The organism is Acidovorax sp. LjRoot74 (assembly GCF_964254355.1).
In the GTDB taxonomy this organism is placed as follows: domain Bacteria; phylum Pseudomonadota; class Gammaproteobacteria; order Burkholderiales; family Burkholderiaceae_C; genus Acidovorax.
In genome coordinates, this window is record NZ_CAXUTI020000001.1 from 1,189,227 (window position 1) to 1,204,343 (window position 15,117).

Genomic DNA, 15,117 nt, shown 5'->3' on the forward strand with positions numbered 1-15,117 from the left:
AGCACCAGAGACGACAGATCATGACTACGCCAACCTCTCCCAACCTTCAACTGCCCGCACCGGCGCCGCTGCTCACGCGCGGTGGCTGGTCGGCCTTCATCGTGGCGCTCATCGTGGTGTGCGCCGTGGCCCCCGTGCTCAATCTGTGGGTGCCCGCAGGCAGCGTGTTCCACCTGTCGGACTACGCCGTGGCGTTGCTTGGCAAGATCATGTGCTACGCCATCTGCGCGCTGGCCATGGACCTGATCTGGGGCTACACCGGCATCCTGAGCCTGGGCCACGGCCTGTTCTTTGCGCTGGGCGGCTACGTGATGGGCATGTACCTCATGCGCCAGATCGGCCGCGACGGCAACTACAAGAGCGACCTGCCCGACTTCATGGTGTTCCTCGACTGGAAGGAGCTGCCCTGGCATTGGGCGCTGTCCGACAGCTTCATCGCCACGCTGATCCTCATCGTGGCCGTGCCCGGCGTGATTGCGTTCGTTTTCGGCTACTTCGCCTTCCGCTCCCGCATCAAGGGCGTGTACTTTTCGATCATCACGCAGGCCATGACGTACGCGGCCATGCTGCTGTTCTTCCGTAACGAGACGGGCTTTGGCGGCAACAACGGCTTTACCGACTTCAAGCGCATCCTGGGCACACCCATTGCCACGCAGAACATGCGCATGACGCTGTTTGTGCTGACAGGCATCACGCTGCTGGGCTTCTTTTTGCTGGCCCGCTGGCTGGTGCGCAGCAAGTTCGGCCGCGTGCTGCAGGCCGTGCGTGATGCGGAGAGTCGCGTCATGTTCTCCGGCTACTCGCCGCTGCCCTACAAGCTCACCATCTGGACCATCAGCGCCATGATGTGTGGCGTGGCGGGCGCACTGTATGTGCCCCAGGTCGGCATCATCAACCCTGGCGAGATGAGCGCTGCCAACTCCATCGAGATCGCAGTGTGGGCGGCCGTGGGCGGGCGCGCCACGCTGATCGGGCCCATCGTGGGGGCGTTCATCGTCAACGGTGCCAAGAGCTGGCTCACGGTGACGGCGCCAGAGTTCTGGCTGTACTTTCTGGGCGCGCTGTTCATTGCGGTGACGCTGTTCCTGCCCGATGGCGTGGTGGGGCTGGTCAAGAAGCTCAAAGCAAAAATGACAACCACGAAGGGAGCTGCGCAATGACGCCCGATCTGATGGAGGAAGGCGCGCGGCGGCTGCAGAAGACGCTGGCGCCCCCTGTGCTGGGCCAGACCGAGTCGGGTGGCCGCGCGGCAGGCTTCTCGCGCGTGGCGGTTCCGGGCGAGGTGGATGTGACCCATGGCCGCATCCTGTACCTGGAAGATGTGCATGTGAGCTTTGACGGCTTCAAGGCCATCAATGGCCTGAGCCTGGACATCGCCCCCGGCGAGCTGCGCTGCATCATCGGCCCCAACGGCGCGGGCAAGACGACGATGATGGACATCATCACCGGCAAGACGCGGCCGGACAAAGGCACGGTGTTCTTTGGCTCCACGATTGACCTGCTGCGCCACAACGAGCCTGAGATCGCCAGCTTAGGGATCGGCCGCAAGTTCCAGAAGCCCACGGTGTTTGAGCAGCTCAGTGTGTTCGAGAACCTGGAGCTGGCGCTCAAGACGCACAAGGGTGTGAAGTCGAGCATGTTCTTCCGCCTCGATTCCGCGCAGTCGGACCGTCTGGCCGAGATCCTGCACACCATTCATTTGGCCGACAGCGTCACGCGGCAATCCGGCAATCTGAGCCATGGGCAAAAGCAGTGGCTGGAGATTGGGATGTTGCTGATGCAGGACCCGAAGTTGCTGCTGCTGGACGAGCCGGTGGCGGGCATGACGGATGAAGAAACTGCCCGTACGGCGGAGCTTTTCCTGACTTTGAAGGGAAAGCATTCGCTGATGGTGGTGGAGCATGACATGGGGTTCATCCGCACGATTTCCGAGAAGGTGACGGTGTTGTGCGATGGCTCGGTGCTGGCGGAGGGCACGCTCGATCAGGTGCAGGCGGATGAGCGGGTGATTGAGGTTTATTTGGGGCGGTGATGGTCGTTTTTGGCCCTGGCTCTTTTCAACTCGTGCGCTTCAGCGATCCGTTCGGGCTGAGCTTGTCGAAGTCTGGGCGCTGCCTCGAAACCGTTCGGGCTGAGCTTGTCGAAGCCTGGGTGTGCTGGTTTGGGCTCCATGCTTGTGTTTGGGGCGGAGGCCGGGTTGTCGCCCCGGCAGGCGACTCACTTTTCTTTGCTTCGCCAAAGAAAAGTAAGCAAAAGAAAGGCGACCCCCAGTCTGCGACCCCTGCGCTTCGCTGCGGGGCAAACCTGCGTCGTGTCGGTTGCGGGGTGCGCCGTGGAACTCGCTTTGCGCTGCGCGCGCCGCTCGGACAGCCACGGCGAGTCAGAGCACGAAGCATGGGCGCTGCGACGCCCATGCCACCCCACAACCGCCCCGCCGCAGGCGCAGCCAGCAGGGGTTGGGCAGCCGAACCTCCAACAGCCGAACAACCAACGGGCCATCGCTTCGCTCGGCCCCGGCTGCGCAGCGCGTGGCGCTTGCGCCCGCGAGAGGGGGCCGAGCGCTGCGCAGCGAAGCAATGGCCCGTGTGGATGTCCGCACCCCGGGTTCCCTTCAGGATGCGCCGAGGAGCGCAGCGGCCAGCGGATCAGGGCTCGCGATTGTTTGAGCGAAGCGAGTTGGAGCGAGACCCCGCTGGACGCGAGCACCGCAGGTTGCCCGCAGCGAAGCGAAGGGACGCAGCCTGTAGGGTCGCCTTTTCTTTGGTGACTTTCTTTTGGCGAAGCAAAAGAAAGCCACTGCGCCGCCGGGCGCACACCCCGGCCTCCGCCCTCAGCAAAAGCACACCGCCCCAACCAGCGCACAAGCCCAGGCTCAAACAAACTCAACCCAACCGTTTGGTCTCAATACAGATGCTATAAAAATAATAGCTAAAAGCGCTTTCTGAACAGGCGCAAGCAGCCAAAAACACTCAAAAAACACCATGCTCACCGTCCAAAACATCAACCAGTACTACGGCGGCTCCCACATCCTGCGCGACGTGAGCCTCACCGCCACCCCCGGCAAAGTCACCGTCCTGCTCGGCCGCAACGGCGTGGGCAAAACGACGCTGCTCAAAAGCCTCATGGGCCTCGTACCCATCAAAAGCGGCAGCATCAGCTTCGACGGCAAACCCATCGACAAAGCCACCCCCTACGACCGCGCCCGCGCAGGCATCGGCTTCGTGCCCCAGGGCCGCGAAATCTTCGGCCGCCTCACCGTGGAAGAAAACCTGCGCATGGGCCTGGCCTACAAAAGCGGCTCCACGCCCGTGCCTGCGCACCTGTACGAACTCTTCCCCGTGCTCAAGCAAATGCTCAAGCGCCGGGGCGGCGACCTCTCGGGCGGACAGCAGCAGCAGCTGGCCATCGCGCGTGCGCTGGCCCCCGGCCCGCGTTTGCTCATCCTGGACGAGCCCACCGAAGGCATCCAGCCCAGCATCATCAAGGACATCGGCCGCGTGATTCGCATGCTGGCCGACAAAGGGGAGATGGCCATCCTGCTGTGCGAGCAGTACTACGACTTTGCGCAAGAACTGGCCGATGAATACCTGGTGATGGAGCGCGGCGAGGTCATTGCACGCGGGCCGGGCAGCGAGATGGAAGCCAAGGGCATTCGCAACCTCGTGGCGATCTGATGGCTCAGGGCCGTTGCGCTGCAGCGACGGCCAGGGCCGGGCTGCGCCAGCGCGACACGCCCTCCATGATCAGCACCGTGCACACCATCCAGGTGCCGCCCAGCAGCCAGCCTGCCAGCACATCGCTGGCGTAGTGCACCTGCAGCACGATGCGGCTCCAGCCGGTGGTGAAGATCAGCGCACCGGCCACCATCGCTGCAGGCAGGTGCCAGGCGCGCGGCAGCAACCGCGTGGCCAGGTAGGCCAGCATGGCGTAGGCCACCATGGATGCGCTGCTGTGTCCGCTGGGAAAGCTGTAGCCGCTGGCCTCGGCAATGCCATGTGTGTGCTCGGGCCGCACGCGCTCGAAGAGGTTTTTCAGCACCTTGGTCAGTGCGCCGTTGCCCGCCATGGCCACCAGCCAGCCCATGGCCAGCAGACGGTGCTGGTGCAGCCACAGCGCGGCGGCCACGCCCAGCGCCAGGGCTGTCAGCACCCAGGTGTCGCCCAGGTGGGTGAGGGTGGCAAACACCTGCAGCACGGCGGCGTCGGCCTGGGCCCGCAGGCCCGCTGCGATGGTGTCATCCAACACGCCCCAGGGGCCCTGGGTGCGTCCGCTCTCGGCCAGTTCGGCCATCGTGGCGCCCGCCAGCACCAGCACACAGGCCGATGCAGCCATGGCCACCAGCATGAGGGTGGGGGCCTGCGCTGGGAAGAATCGGTTCAGCGGCGGGCCTGCGTGGCGGCGCAGGGAACGCAGGCCCGCCAGTGCGGCGGCGCCTAGCAGTGCCAGGATGGCCATGCCAACGAGCCACCAGCCCACGGGGTGCTGCGCGAGCAGGGTGCCCAGCTCGGATGCGGTGAGTGCAGTGGATGGGGTGGCAGGGGCGGTCATTGTCATGGTCTGGAGTGAGCCTTTCCTTGTGGATGGGGGGGGCGCGCAGCCATTGGCTCCGCACCTGTCAACAGACAGAAGCCACAGGTTGTACCGAAGTTCCCAGCATCCCGCGCAGCGGTGGGTTTATTGGTGTTGGTGCAGGCCGCTGGTGTCGGCGCAGGCTGACACGGCAAGAGCGCTGCGACCGGCTGCGCAGGCGGCCCGGGGCTGCCACCATGGCGCCTTGCCTGCGCTGCCCCTCCATGGCGTGGGGCTACCCCTGTTTGTTGCAGAGTTTTTGCATGACCTCTTCCGACCACCCCCATCCCCCAACGCCCCGTGGCCCCATCCACTTGGTGGTGCCCAAGCGGCCGGGCGCCGACCTGGACCTGCTGCGCGCCAAGCTCGAAGGCGTGGCTGCGTTGCAAGCGCACGACGTGGTGTGGCATGTGCCCCACCAGCGCGGCGACATCGTGCAACTGGCGCGTGATGCCGCTGATGCCGCACGCACTGATGGCGGCCTGGTGGTGGCCGCCGGTGGCGACGGCACCATCAACGCGGTGGCGGCAGCCGCGCTGCATGCGGGCGTGCCCATGGGGGTTGTGCCCATGGGCACCTTCAACTATTTCAGCCGCGAACACGGCCTGGCGCTGGACCCGGAGCAGGCCGTGCAAGACCTGCTGCAGGCCCTGCACGCAGGGGACATGCGCCCCGTGCAGGTGGGCCATGTCAACCGGCGCATGTTCATCGTCAACGCCAGCGTGGGCCTGTACCCCAAGCTGCTGGCCGAGCGCGAGCGGGCCTCCAAGCGGTTTGGCCGAACACGCTGGGTGGCCGTGGCGTCAGCGGTGTGGAGCCTGTTCCGGCCCGCCGCAGGCAGGCGCTGGCGCGTGGTGATGAGCACCCACCATGGCGCCGAGGTGCGGCACGAGGAGCACCTGGTCACCACCCTGTTTGTGGGCAACAACCCGCTGCAGCTGGACCGCATGGGGCTGCCGCAGGCGCAGCAGGTGGCCGATGGCGGGCACCTGGCGGTGGTCATGCTCAAGCCCCAGAGCCGCTGGGCCACGGCCCGCACCGTGTGGAACGCCGCCACCGGCCAGCTGGACAAGGACAGCGCTGTGACCAGCATTGCCTGCACCGAGCTGACCGTGGCCCCGGCCAGCTGGCGCCCGCCGCAGGTCAAGGTGGCGTTTGATGGCGAGCGCGAATGGATGGCCCCGCCGCTGCACTTTCGCGTCGGCACACGCCCGCTGTGGCTGGTGGCGCCATCGCCGCTGGTGCGCGATGATGCGGCACAGCAGCCTGCACCGGCGGCAGCAGCGGCCGAGACGGGTGCACCGCCCGCCCCCGGACTGATACCCGCTTGACAACCCACCGCCATGTCCGCCTTGATGCACCTGTCCGACCTGCACTTTGGGGCGCACGACCCCGATGTGTGCGCCGCTGCCCAACGCCTGGCGCAGCGGCTGGGCGTGGCCCTGGCGGTGGTGTCTGGCGACCTCACCCAGCGCGCCACCGCCAGCCAGTTTGCGCAGGCCGCGTGGTTTGTGCAGGGCCTGCATGCGCGCAGCACCCTGGTGCTGGCGGGTAACCACGACCTGCCGCTGTTTGCCTGGTGGCTGCGCTGGGGCCGTGCGTACGAGCGGTTTGCGGAGCAGTTTGGTGTGGATCAGGAGCCCGTGCGGCAGATGGGCCCTTTCTATGTGGTGGGCGTGAACACCACCCGCGCCTGGCGGCATGAGCGCGGCAGCCTGTCGTCCACACAGATCGAACACGTGGCCGTGCTGCTGGCGCGGGCCCCGCCCGACGCCTGGCGCATCGTGGCCAGCCACCATCCCCTGGTGGGGCGCGATGCGACTGACCGCGCCCACCGTCCGCACCGCGCCGATGAAGCCCTGCAGCGCTGGCGCGCGGCCGGTGCGCAGATGCTGCTGTCGGGCCATGTGCACGAGCCCGGTGTGCTGCAGCCGCTGCCCGGCCTGTGGGCCAGCCGCGCGGGCACGGCGGTGTCGCACCGCCTGCGGCACGGCAGCCCCAACAGCCTGGTGGTTCTGCGCGAAGAAACCTCGGGGGCGGCACCTAGCCAGCGCATGCGGGTGGCCGAGCGCTGGGACTATGACCGCGCCAGTGGTGAATTTGCCTGTGTGCTGCGCCAGCCTGTGGTGTCCGGTTGAAGCGGTCTTCAGTTCTGTGGTTCCCAAAAAAAGGGCACCCGAAGGCGCCCTGAAGCTTGGAGACAACCGTTGTGATCGGGCTTAGAACCGGTGGCGCACCCCCACTGCAAAGCTGGTGCCTTGGGCGCTGACCACTGAGGGCGGCGCGGGCAGGGTGCGGGTCTGGGTACTGTCGCGCATCACCATGGCATAGAGGTCGGTGCGTTTGGACAGGAAATAGTCGTACCCCAGGGTGAACACTTTGCGTTCCACATTGCCGCCCGCCACCGTGGCTGGCACCGGGCCCACGGTGTCGCTGGTGCGGCGCACCGCGTAGCCTGCCAGCACCCGGCCTGCGCCCACGGGCACCGAAGCGCTCACATCCCACACGCGGTACGCCACGTTGAGCGGCGCAGCGGCCGTGCCCCGGTTGTCGATGCGGCCCAGGTGGGCGAACAGCTTGACCACCTCGAAGTCGTACGACGCCGCCAGTTGCCAGGCGCGGGTGTCGTTGGGGGAGGTGCCGTCGGCAAAGGTGCTCGGGTTTTTCTTCACGCTTTGCCAGGCCAGAGATGCAGCCCAGGGGCCTTGGGCATAGACCAGTCGCGCAGCACTGTTGCCGCCGCCCTGGCCTTCGGAGATGGCATGCGCCACCGAGGTGCTGAAGCCCGCGATGTTGGGGCTGTCATACACCACCGAATTGGCCCAGCCGGTACCGCCAGTGAGCGGGCTGCCGATGAAGGTGACCAGGTTCAGCGGCCCCAGCACGGTGGAGTCGCCGAACGCGTTGGAGGTGATGGAGTTGAGGAACAGCAACGACGTGACATTGCCCAGCCGCACGCGGCCCCAGTCGCGGTGCGAAACCCCCACCCAGGCGGCGCGCGAGAACACGGGGTCGGCTGCCAGGTTCACCGGCGCGGGCAGCGCGTCGCTGCGGCCGGTGGCGCCGGAGTCGTTGCGCACAAAGGACGACAGCTCGAACTGCGCCGACAGCCCACCGCCCAGGTCCTCGGTGCCGCGCACGCCCCAGTGGCTGGTGGACATGCCGCCGCCCTCCAGCTTGGTGATGGCGCGGTCTTGTGCGTTGATGCCCGTGGCGGGGGCGGCAAAGCGGCCCACGGCGGCATCGACCAGGCCATACAGCTGCAGGCCGGGGCCTGCGGCGGGTTGGGCTTGTGCGGCGAGTGTGGCGGCAGATAGGGCTGCGGCGGTGCCCATGGCGCGTGTCCAGCGCTTGCGGGCGAGCGGGCGTGAAGACTTTGGAGCGAGGGAGGTGCGGGGTTTCATGGTGTCTTTCGATGAATGACGGGCAAGCGAGGGACGAACTGGCCCACGGCGCAGCCAGGGCTGTTCCGAAAACGCAGTTCAACGGGGGGAGGGCGTCAGCGCGTTGTGTGCGCTGGTGTGGTGGCGGCTAGGGTGCGCCGGTCTGCCGCGCCGACGCCTGGGGTGGGGCGGCAGCGCAGGGCCCCAGCCACCTGGGGTGGTGGCGGGCCGGGGCCAGAAAAATGGACGTGGCTGTGCTGTGCATGCGGCGCTCGCGCGGCAGTGCTGTGGATGGGAGTGCGAGTGGTGGTGGGCGCGTCAGCGGTAGCGCATCAGTGCACCGCGCCTTCACAGGCGCCGCGGATGCCTTGCGCAATAAAACGTACCAGCAGTGGCCCGGCCGTGGCCTCGTCGCCGGGCTGGTTCTGGCCGTACGACAGGCGCTCGATGCGCTGGTCGTTCACGTGGTGCAGCAGCGCGCCCAGCGCAAACTGGTAGCACCACGCGGCCTTGCTGCGCGTGGCCTGGGGCAGGGCGGCAGCAATGGCGTCGATGAACGCATGGGCCAGCGGGTCGAACAGCTCGCGGATGATGGGCTCGTCTTCTTCCAGGTGGTCGTTCATGCCGCGCGACAGCAGGCGCAGAAAGTGGTGGCCTGCGGGCTGGCTGGCCACCTCCAGCACGGGCAGCACAAAGGCTTTCACGATCTCTTCCAGCAACTGGCCGGGCGGTGCCTTCTGCTGGGCATCGGCCAGCGACTTGAGCCGCACGTCGATGTAGCCCGCATGCGCGCGGAAGATGGCGTGGTACAGCGACAGCTTGGGGCCGTAGTAATAGCCCACCAGTGCCAGCGGCACGCCAGCCTCGTCGGCAATGTCGCGGATCGACACGCCGTGAAAGCCGCGCGTGGCAAACAGCCGCTCGGCCGCCTGCAGGATGTTGGCCTGGCGGTTGGGGGCCAGTTCTTCTTCGCTGGTGGCGCTGCGGGCAGCAGCGCGCTTGCGGGCCGGTGCCAGGGCTTTGGCCGCCAAGGCTGTGGGCGCTGCAGCCGCTGTTTTTTTGGTGGGGGTGGATTTGGGCATAGGCTGGTTTATACGGTTGTATAAATTTGTTGAACACTCGTACAAACCCCAGTCATTTTGAATTTGTACGTTCGTATAATTTTTTCATGCCGCCCGCTGCAGGCCCTGTCGCACAGGGCTTGTGGGGCTTGTGCTGCATGCCCACCCACACCTACTGGAGACAGACAACATGATCACCCGCCGCCGCTTCACCCAGCTCTCTGCCGCCCTGTTGCCCACCCTGGGCGTTGCTCCCGCTGCCTGGGCGCAGGCCGGCAAGGACGCCATGCCCGACATGGCGCGCATCATCTCGGGCTTTCCTGCCGGGGGGACGGCCGACGCGCTGGCCCGCCGTGTGGGGGACCGCATGCGCGGACAGTACGCCGGTGCCGTCATGGTGGACAACAAGCCGGGTGCGGGCGGGCAAATCGGCATCCTCAACCTGCGCGACAGCCCGGCCGATGGCACCAGCCTGCTCATCACGCCGTCGTCCATGCTGTCCATCTACCCCTACACCTACCCCAAGCTGCGCTACACGCTGGACGACGTGGCGCCCGTGTCGTTGGGCGCCATGTTCGACCACGGTCTGGCCGTGGGCCCGGGCACGCCCGACAGCGTGCGTACGCTGGCCGACTTTTTGGCGTGGCTGCGCGCCAACCCCGGCAGCGCCAACTACGGCAGCCCCGGTGCGGGTTCCATGCCACACATGGTGGGGGTGCTGCTGGGGCAGTTCAGCAAGATCGACATGCGCCATATTGCCTACCGGGGCACGGTGCCGGGCATGCAAGACCTGCTGGGCGGGCAGATCCCTGCGTTCTGGGGACCCATTGGCGACTATCTGCAGCATGGCAAGGGCGGCAAGCTGCGCGTGCTGGCCATTGCGGGAGCCAAGCGCTCGCCCTTCCTGCCGCAGGTGCCCACGCTGACGGAGCTGGGCTACCCGCTCAAGGTCAGCGAGTGGTACGGCTTCTTCCTGCCCGGGAAGGCCTCGTCCGAGACCATCAAGCGCGCATCCGATGCCCTGCAGGCTGCGTTGCACCACCCCGAGGTGGTGGAGTACGGCAAGCAGTACGGCCTGGAGGTCAAGCCCTCCACTGCCGCGCAACTGGGGCAGATGCTCAAGTCCGATGCCGACCAGTGGCGAGGCCTCATCAAGCAGACCGGTTTCACGGCCGAGTCCTGATCGCCCCGTTTCAAACTTTCACCTGAGCCCACCCATGACCGCCACGCTCGCCACACCCGCTCGCCGCATCGTCGATATCTCGATGCACCTTGAAAACGATGTTGTCTCCGACCCGCCCGGTCTGGGCCCGCGCATCAACTACATCGACCACCAGATGAGCTTTGCGGACCTGGCGCAGTTCTTCCCGGGCCTTCAGAAGGAAGACCTGCCTGACGGCGAGTCGTGGGCGGTGGAGGAGGTGCAGCTCAACACCCACAACGGCACGCACCTGGATGCGCCGTACCACTTCGCCTCCACCATGGACGGCGGCCAGCGCGCGCTGTCCATCGACGAGGTGGATTTGAACTGGTGCTTTCAGCCCGGTGTGAAACTGGACTTTCGCCACCTGCCCGACGGTTATGTGGTGCAGGCTGCCGACGTGGAGGCTGAGCTGACACGCATCGGCCATACGCTGCAGCCGCTTCAAATCGTGGTGGTCAACACCCGCGCGGGCAGCGCCTACGGCACGCCGGGCTACACGCGTGCGGGCTGCGGCATGGGTTACGAAGCCACCATGTACCTGCTGGAGCGCGGTGTGCGCCTGACGGGCACCGACGCCTGGAGCTGGGATGCGCCCTTTGCCTACACCGCGCAGCGCTATGCCGAGAGCGGAGACGCATCGCTGATCTGGGAGGGGCACAAGGCTGGGCGCGACATCGGTTACTGTCACCTGGAGAAGCTGCACAACCTGGAGGCGCTGCCCGCCAGCGGCTTCTATATCTCGTGCTTCCCCGTCAAGGTGCGCGGCGCCTCGGCAGGCTGGACACGGGCCGTGGCGATCTTCGACCCGGTGCTGCCGCTACAACCTGCGGCCGGGGTGGCGCCATGAAACTCGCCACCCTGCGCAACGGCCAGCGCGATGGCCGCCTGGTGGTGGTGTCGGCCGATGCGCGCCGCTGCATCGACGCCTGCCCCGTGGCCCCCACGCTGCTTGATGCGCTGGAGCGCTGGAAGGTGGTGGAGCCCGCACTGCAAGACCTGTCCCACACCGTGAATGCACCCGCCGCCCTGGGCACCATGCCCTTCGATGCGCGCCAGTGCCTGGCCCCGCTGCCGCGCACCTGGCAGTGGATCGATGGCTCGGCGTTCTTGAACCACGGCCACCTCATGGAGCGCGCCTTCAAGGTGCCGCCCGTGGCGGACTTCGACACCATCCCGCTCATGTACCAGGGCGCGGCCGACGACTTTCTGGGACCGCACGACGATGTGCGGCTGCCGTCAGAGGACGACCAGATCGACTTTGAGGGCGAGTTTGGCGTGGTGCTCAGCGAAACACCCATGGGCGTCACCGCCGAGCAAGCGCTGCAGTTCGTGCGTCTCGTCGTGTTGATCAATGACTGGAGCCTGCGCGCCTTTGGCCCGCGCGAGGCCAAAAGCGGCTTCGGCTTTTTGCAGGCCAAGCCTTCCACGGCTTTTGCCCCCATCGCCGTCACGCCCGACGAACTGGGCGCGGCGTGGAATAGCGGGCGCGTGTACCTGCGGCTGCAGACGCAGCGCAACGGCGAATGGTTTGGTCACCCGCACGGCGGAGCCATGCACTTTCACTTCGGCCAGCTGATCGCCCACGCAGCACGCACGCGCAAGCTGTCTGCGGGCACCCTCATCGGCTCGGGCACCGTGTCGAACGCGGATGCGGGCGTGGGTTCGTCGTGCATTGCCGAGCGCCGCATGGTCGAGGCCCTGGCTGACGGTGCGCCGCGCACGCCGTTTTTGCGTTTTGGCGAGCGCGTACGCATGGTGGCGCTGGACGACCAGGGCCAGCCCGCGCCGTTTGGCGTGATCGACCAGATGGTGGTGCAGGGCGGCGCGGCGGGCCAGGAGCGGGTGAATACTGTGAATGCTACTAATTTGATAGCTATTGGGGCATGATGGTCGCGCGGTAGTGGCCAAAAAAGCTTTGAATTTTTCACTCCAGTCCATCCGGCCTCGGGTTGGCCGCCTCTGCTTCCACGCCCCATAGCGCTGGGTCTTTCTCCCTCTCCCCTCGCGGGAGAGGGTTGGGGAGAGGGGGCGGTCGCTCTGGGGCCCGGCGCCGCCTGCTGTCCCCCGGCCCCGGAGTGTTTTCACCGGTTGACCAGCCGTTGGGCGGCGCCTATTCTGGCTGGCAGGGGCCGGTGATGCCCCCCATACCAACAAACCGCCCCACTTCCTTCGCGCCCATGCACAAAGAATTCCACCACGATGCCGTGCGCCGCCTCCAGGCGCTGATTGAGCGCGAGACTGGCGCGCCCCTGTCCGAAGCGGCGCAGACCGAGATGGCCGCCGTCCTGCATGGCATGCAGAGCCCCGATGGCGGCGCCAGCGACGGCCTGGCCGTGGTGCCGCGCGAGGTCACCATCTTGCTGGCCGACCTGCGCGGGTTCACCGCGCTGTCGGGCTCGCAACCGGCGTCGGTGGTGATTGCGGCGCTCAACCGCTGCTTGGCGCGGCTGTCTGAAGTGGTGTTCAAGTACCAGGGCAGCATCGACAAGTTCATGGGCGACTCGATCATGGTGCTGTTTGGCGCCCCCGTGGCGCGTGAGGACGATGTGGACCGCGCGCTGCTCTGCGCCGTGGAGATGCAGATGGCCATGCGCGAACTGAACCTGGAGCACCTGCGCGAGCGGCTGCCCGAGGTGTTTCTGGGCATTGGCGTGAACACGGGCACGGTGATGGCCGGGCGCTTTGGCTCGGACGTGTATTCCGAATACACGGTGATTGGCGAGGCGGTCAATCTGGCCTCGCGCATCGAGGCGCTGAGCCTGCGCGGCCAGGTGCTGATCAGCGACACGACCTACCAGCGCTGCTGGGGCCTGGTGTCGGCATCGGCGCCCATGCAGGTCTATGTCAAAGGCCGCACGCAACCCGTCAGCCTGCGCGAGCTGATCGCCATCCCTTCGCAAAAACTCAAGGTGCCGCGCCAGGAGTTCCGCCGCAGCCACCGCGTGGATGCGCGCCTGCCCTGCCTGTGCCAGCGCATGCAGGACAAGATCGTCGTACCCCACATCGTGCATGGCGCCATCCGCGACATCGGCTACCACGGCCTGCTGGTGGAGCTGATCGAGCCGCTCGAACCGCACAGCGAGATCAAGCTGGAGTTTGAGCTGCCGCTGGTGGACTACCGCGTGGCCGATGTGTATGCGCGCGTCATCACCCTCAAGCAGGAGGGCGACGAATGGGTGGCCGGGCTGGAGTTCACCTCCATCAGCGCCGAATGCCACGCCAAGGTGCAGATGTTTGTGCAGCTGCTGGTGGCGCACTGATCCTGCGCATATCCTGCTGCAGATAGATAGCCCAGCTGTCGGGCACGCCCATGGCGCGGTGGCACAAACAATCAGGCGCAGCAACTAGCACGTAGCGAATACCGGCAGCGCTTGCACCCGCGCGGCGCCGCTGGGGCCATCGCCCCGGCGGGGGTATGCCCCCGGCCCAGCAGAGGTCCGCCGGGCATGTTATGGTTACCAAATTCGGGTTTACCCCTGTAACTGCGTAACAATGCAACCGCCCGGCGGCTGTGTTGCAGCTCTTTCCCCCCCATCGATCTCTTTTGTTGCGGCACCGTCGCCTGCCGGTGCTGCGCCCTCCGTTGTTGCCATGACTGCGCCCTTGCCCTCCACACTGCCCACCAACGACATCACCCCCACCGACGACCGCACCCTGGTGCGCGCCGTGCTGGCGCTGGGGGTGGGCGGTTTTTCCATCGGCACGGGCGAGTTCGTCATCATGGGCCTGCTGCCCGAGGTGGCACGCGACATTGGCGTGAGCATTCCGCAGGCGGGCCATGTCATCAGCGCCTATGCCCTGGGCGTGGTGGTGGGCGCGCCCGTGCTGGCCGTGTTGTGCGCCCACTGGGGGCGCCGCGCGCTGCTGATGGCGCTGATGGTGGTATATGCGCTGGGCAACTTCGCATCGGCGCTGGCACCGGGCTATGGGTCACTTACCGCCATGCGGCTGTTCACCGGCCTGCCGCACGGCACCTACTTTGGCGTGGCCGCGCTGGTGGCGGCTGCACTGGCCCCGCCCGGCCGCCGCGCGCGCGCCGTGGGCTGGGTCATGCTGGGGCTGACCACGGCCACGCTGGTGGGGGTGCCCATTGCCGCTGCGCTGGGCGAGGCGTTTGGCTGGCGTGCAGCCTTTGTGTTTGTGGGGCTGATTGCCGTGGCCGCCGTGGTCATGTTGCGCCTGTGGGTGCCCGCCATGCCCGCATCGCACGGCGCCAGCCCGCTGCGCGAGCTGGGCGCGCTGGCGCGCAAGCAGGTGTGGTTCACGCTGGGCATCGGCGCCATCGGTTTTGGTGGCATGTTTGCAGTGTTCAGCTACATCAAGCCCACCTTGCTGGAGGTGGCGGGCATGCCGCCCGCACTCATGCCCTTTGTGCTGTCGCTGTTTGGCCTGGGCATGGTGGCGGGCAACCTGGTGGGCTCGCGCATGGCCGACAAAGCGCTCATGCCCGCGATCGGCAAGGTGCTGCTGTGGTCCATCGTGGTGATGGCGCTGTTTGTGCCCGCCGCACACCACCCCGCCAGCGCCGCGCTGGCCACATTCCTGTTGGGCACGGTGGTGGCTATCGGCCCTGCGCTGCAGATCCGCCTGATGGACGTGGCGGGCGACGCGCAGACCCTGGCCGCCGCCCTCAACCACTCGGCCTTCAACGCTGCCAATGCATTGGGCGCATGGCTGGGCGGCGTGGCGATCTCGGCGGGCCTGGGCTGGACGTCCACCGGCTGGGTGGGTGTGGTGCTGGGCCTCGGTGGTGTCGGGATCTTTGCGTGGTCCATGGCGAGTGAACGGAGCACGAAACCCGCCATGGTGTGACCGTAGCGGCGGCGCGACACAGCCGCAGCGGGGGAAAAGAACACCGCGTTCTGCGCTACATTGAACGCGGGCTGGCCTTTCTGCCAGC

The 15,117-nt window shown here is 66.8% G+C and carries 13 protein-coding genes; 10 read left to right on the forward strand and 3 right to left on the reverse strand.

The features are described from left to right. Positions 1-20: 20 nt before the first annotated feature. The 3 genes from urtC to urtE all read left to right on the forward strand — a co-directional run bounded on the left by urtC (position 21) and on the right by urtE (position 3,674). Complete coding sequence (gene urtC / locus ACSQ3O_RS05595; protein WP_436138142.1) at positions 21-1,160, forward strand: urea ABC transporter permease subunit UrtC; 1,140 nt, start codon at positions 21-23, stop codon at positions 1,158-1,160. Continuing rightward, positions 1,157-2,032 carry an urea ABC transporter ATP-binding protein UrtD gene (gene urtD, locus ACSQ3O_RS05600; RefSeq protein ID WP_436138143.1) on the forward strand — a complete coding sequence of 292 codons (876 nt, stop codon included), beginning with the start codon at positions 1,157-1,159 and terminating at the stop codon, positions 2,030-2,032. Before urtC ends, urtD begins: the two co-directional genes overlap by 4 nt. Before the next feature lie 949 nt (positions 2,033-2,981). Further along, on the forward strand, positions 2,982-3,674 hold the full coding sequence (gene urtE / locus ACSQ3O_RS05605; protein WP_436138144.1) for an urea ABC transporter ATP-binding subunit UrtE: 693 nt from the start codon (positions 2,982-2,984) through the stop codon (positions 3,672-3,674). Positions 3,675-3,678: 4 nt separating this feature from the next. Here the strand turns inward: urtE and ACSQ3O_RS05610 are convergent, their stop codons facing one another. Then, positions 3,679-4,554: a phosphatase PAP2 family protein gene (locus ACSQ3O_RS05610; protein WP_436138145.1), complete on the reverse strand. Its 876-nt coding sequence runs from the start codon at positions 4,552-4,554 to the stop codon at positions 3,679-3,681. A gap of 278 nt (positions 4,555-4,832) precedes the next feature. On the opposite strand from ACSQ3O_RS05610, the gene ACSQ3O_RS05615 reads away from it, so the two are divergent. Together ACSQ3O_RS05615 and ACSQ3O_RS05620 are read left to right on the forward strand one after the other, a co-directional pair. Further along, the gene (locus tag ACSQ3O_RS05615) at positions 4,833-5,900 is read left to right on the forward strand and encodes a diacylglycerol/lipid kinase family protein (protein ID WP_436138146.1); all 1,068 of its coding nucleotides are present in this window, start codon (positions 4,833-4,835) and stop codon (positions 5,898-5,900) included. Positions 5,901-5,912: 12 nt separating this feature from the next. After that, on the forward strand, positions 5,913-6,707 hold the full coding sequence (locus tag ACSQ3O_RS05620; RefSeq protein ID WP_436138147.1) for a metallophosphoesterase family protein: 795 nt from the start codon (positions 5,913-5,915) through the stop codon (positions 6,705-6,707). Positions 6,708-6,788: 81 nt separating this feature from the next. Here the strand turns inward: ACSQ3O_RS05620 and ACSQ3O_RS05625 are convergent, their stop codons facing one another. Further along, a complete protein-coding gene (locus ACSQ3O_RS05625; RefSeq protein WP_436138148.1) occupies positions 6,789-7,973 on the reverse strand; it encodes a porin in 1,185 nt (394 codons plus the stop codon). A 311-nt stretch (positions 7,974-8,284) separates the two neighbouring features. Continuing rightward, on the reverse strand, positions 8,285-9,034 hold the full coding sequence (locus tag ACSQ3O_RS05630) for a TetR/AcrR family transcriptional regulator (RefSeq protein WP_436138149.1): 750 nt from the start codon (positions 9,032-9,034) through the stop codon (positions 8,285-8,287). A 169-nt stretch (positions 9,035-9,203) separates the two neighbouring features. Here ACSQ3O_RS05630 and ACSQ3O_RS05635 point away from each other — a divergent pair, with 169 nt between their 5' ends. The 5 genes from ACSQ3O_RS05635 to ACSQ3O_RS05655 all read left to right on the forward strand — a co-directional run bounded on the left by ACSQ3O_RS05635 (position 9,204) and on the right by ACSQ3O_RS05655 (position 15,029). Beyond that, complete coding sequence (locus ACSQ3O_RS05635; protein ID WP_137746675.1) at positions 9,204-10,196, forward strand: tripartite tricarboxylate transporter substrate-binding protein; 993 nt, start codon at positions 9,204-9,206, stop codon at positions 10,194-10,196. A 34-nt stretch (positions 10,197-10,230) separates the two neighbouring features. After that, entirely contained in the window at positions 10,231-11,064 is an 834-nt protein-coding gene (locus ACSQ3O_RS05640; RefSeq protein WP_436138150.1) for a cyclase family protein, read from the forward strand. Further along, a complete protein-coding gene (locus tag ACSQ3O_RS05645; RefSeq protein ID WP_436138151.1) occupies positions 11,061-12,104 on the forward strand; it encodes a fumarylacetoacetate hydrolase family protein in 1,044 nt (347 codons plus the stop codon). Before ACSQ3O_RS05640 ends, ACSQ3O_RS05645 begins: the two co-directional genes overlap by 4 nt. A gap of 290 nt (positions 12,105-12,394) precedes the next feature. Then, positions 12,395-13,477, forward strand: a complete 1,083-nt coding sequence (locus ACSQ3O_RS05650) for an adenylate/guanylate cyclase domain-containing protein (RefSeq protein WP_298449984.1) — start codon at positions 12,395-12,397, stop codon at positions 13,475-13,477. A gap of 331 nt (positions 13,478-13,808) precedes the next feature. Continuing rightward, complete coding sequence (locus ACSQ3O_RS05655) at positions 13,809-15,029, forward strand: MFS transporter (RefSeq protein ID WP_436138152.1); 1,221 nt, start codon at positions 13,809-13,811, stop codon at positions 15,027-15,029. The last annotated feature ends 88 nt before the right edge of the window (positions 15,030-15,117 follow it).

Coding starts and splice junctions, on each gene's coding strand:
- urtC (WP_436138142.1), top strand. CDS start 21: ATGACTACGCCAACCTCTCCCAACCTTCAACTGCCCGCACCGGCGCCG.
- urtD (WP_436138143.1), top strand. CDS start 1,157: ATGACGCCCGATCTGATGGAGGAAGGCGCGCGGCGGCTGCAGAAGACG.
- urtE (WP_436138144.1), top strand. CDS start 2,982: ATGCTCACCGTCCAAAACATCAACCAGTACTACGGCGGCTCCCACATC.
- ACSQ3O_RS05610 (WP_436138145.1), bottom strand. CDS start 4,554: ATGACAATGACCGCCCCTGCCACCCCATCCACTGCACTCACCGCATCC.
- ACSQ3O_RS05615 (WP_436138146.1), top strand. CDS start 4,833: ATGACCTCTTCCGACCACCCCCATCCCCCAACGCCCCGTGGCCCCATC.
- ACSQ3O_RS05620 (WP_436138147.1), top strand. CDS start 5,913: ATGTCCGCCTTGATGCACCTGTCCGACCTGCACTTTGGGGCGCACGAC.
- ACSQ3O_RS05625 (WP_436138148.1), bottom strand. CDS start 7,973: ATGAAACCCCGCACCTCCCTCGCTCCAAAGTCTTCACGCCCGCTCGCC.
- ACSQ3O_RS05630 (WP_436138149.1), bottom strand. CDS start 9,034: ATGCCCAAATCCACCCCCACCAAAAAAACAGCGGCTGCAGCGCCCACA.
- ACSQ3O_RS05635 (WP_137746675.1), top strand. CDS start 9,204: ATGATCACCCGCCGCCGCTTCACCCAGCTCTCTGCCGCCCTGTTGCCC.
- ACSQ3O_RS05640 (WP_436138150.1), top strand. CDS start 10,231: ATGACCGCCACGCTCGCCACACCCGCTCGCCGCATCGTCGATATCTCG.
- ACSQ3O_RS05645 (WP_436138151.1), top strand. CDS start 11,061: ATGAAACTCGCCACCCTGCGCAACGGCCAGCGCGATGGCCGCCTGGTG.
- ACSQ3O_RS05650 (WP_298449984.1), top strand. CDS start 12,395: ATGCACAAAGAATTCCACCACGATGCCGTGCGCCGCCTCCAGGCGCTG.
- ACSQ3O_RS05655 (WP_436138152.1), top strand. CDS start 13,809: ATGACTGCGCCCTTGCCCTCCACACTGCCCACCAACGACATCACCCCC.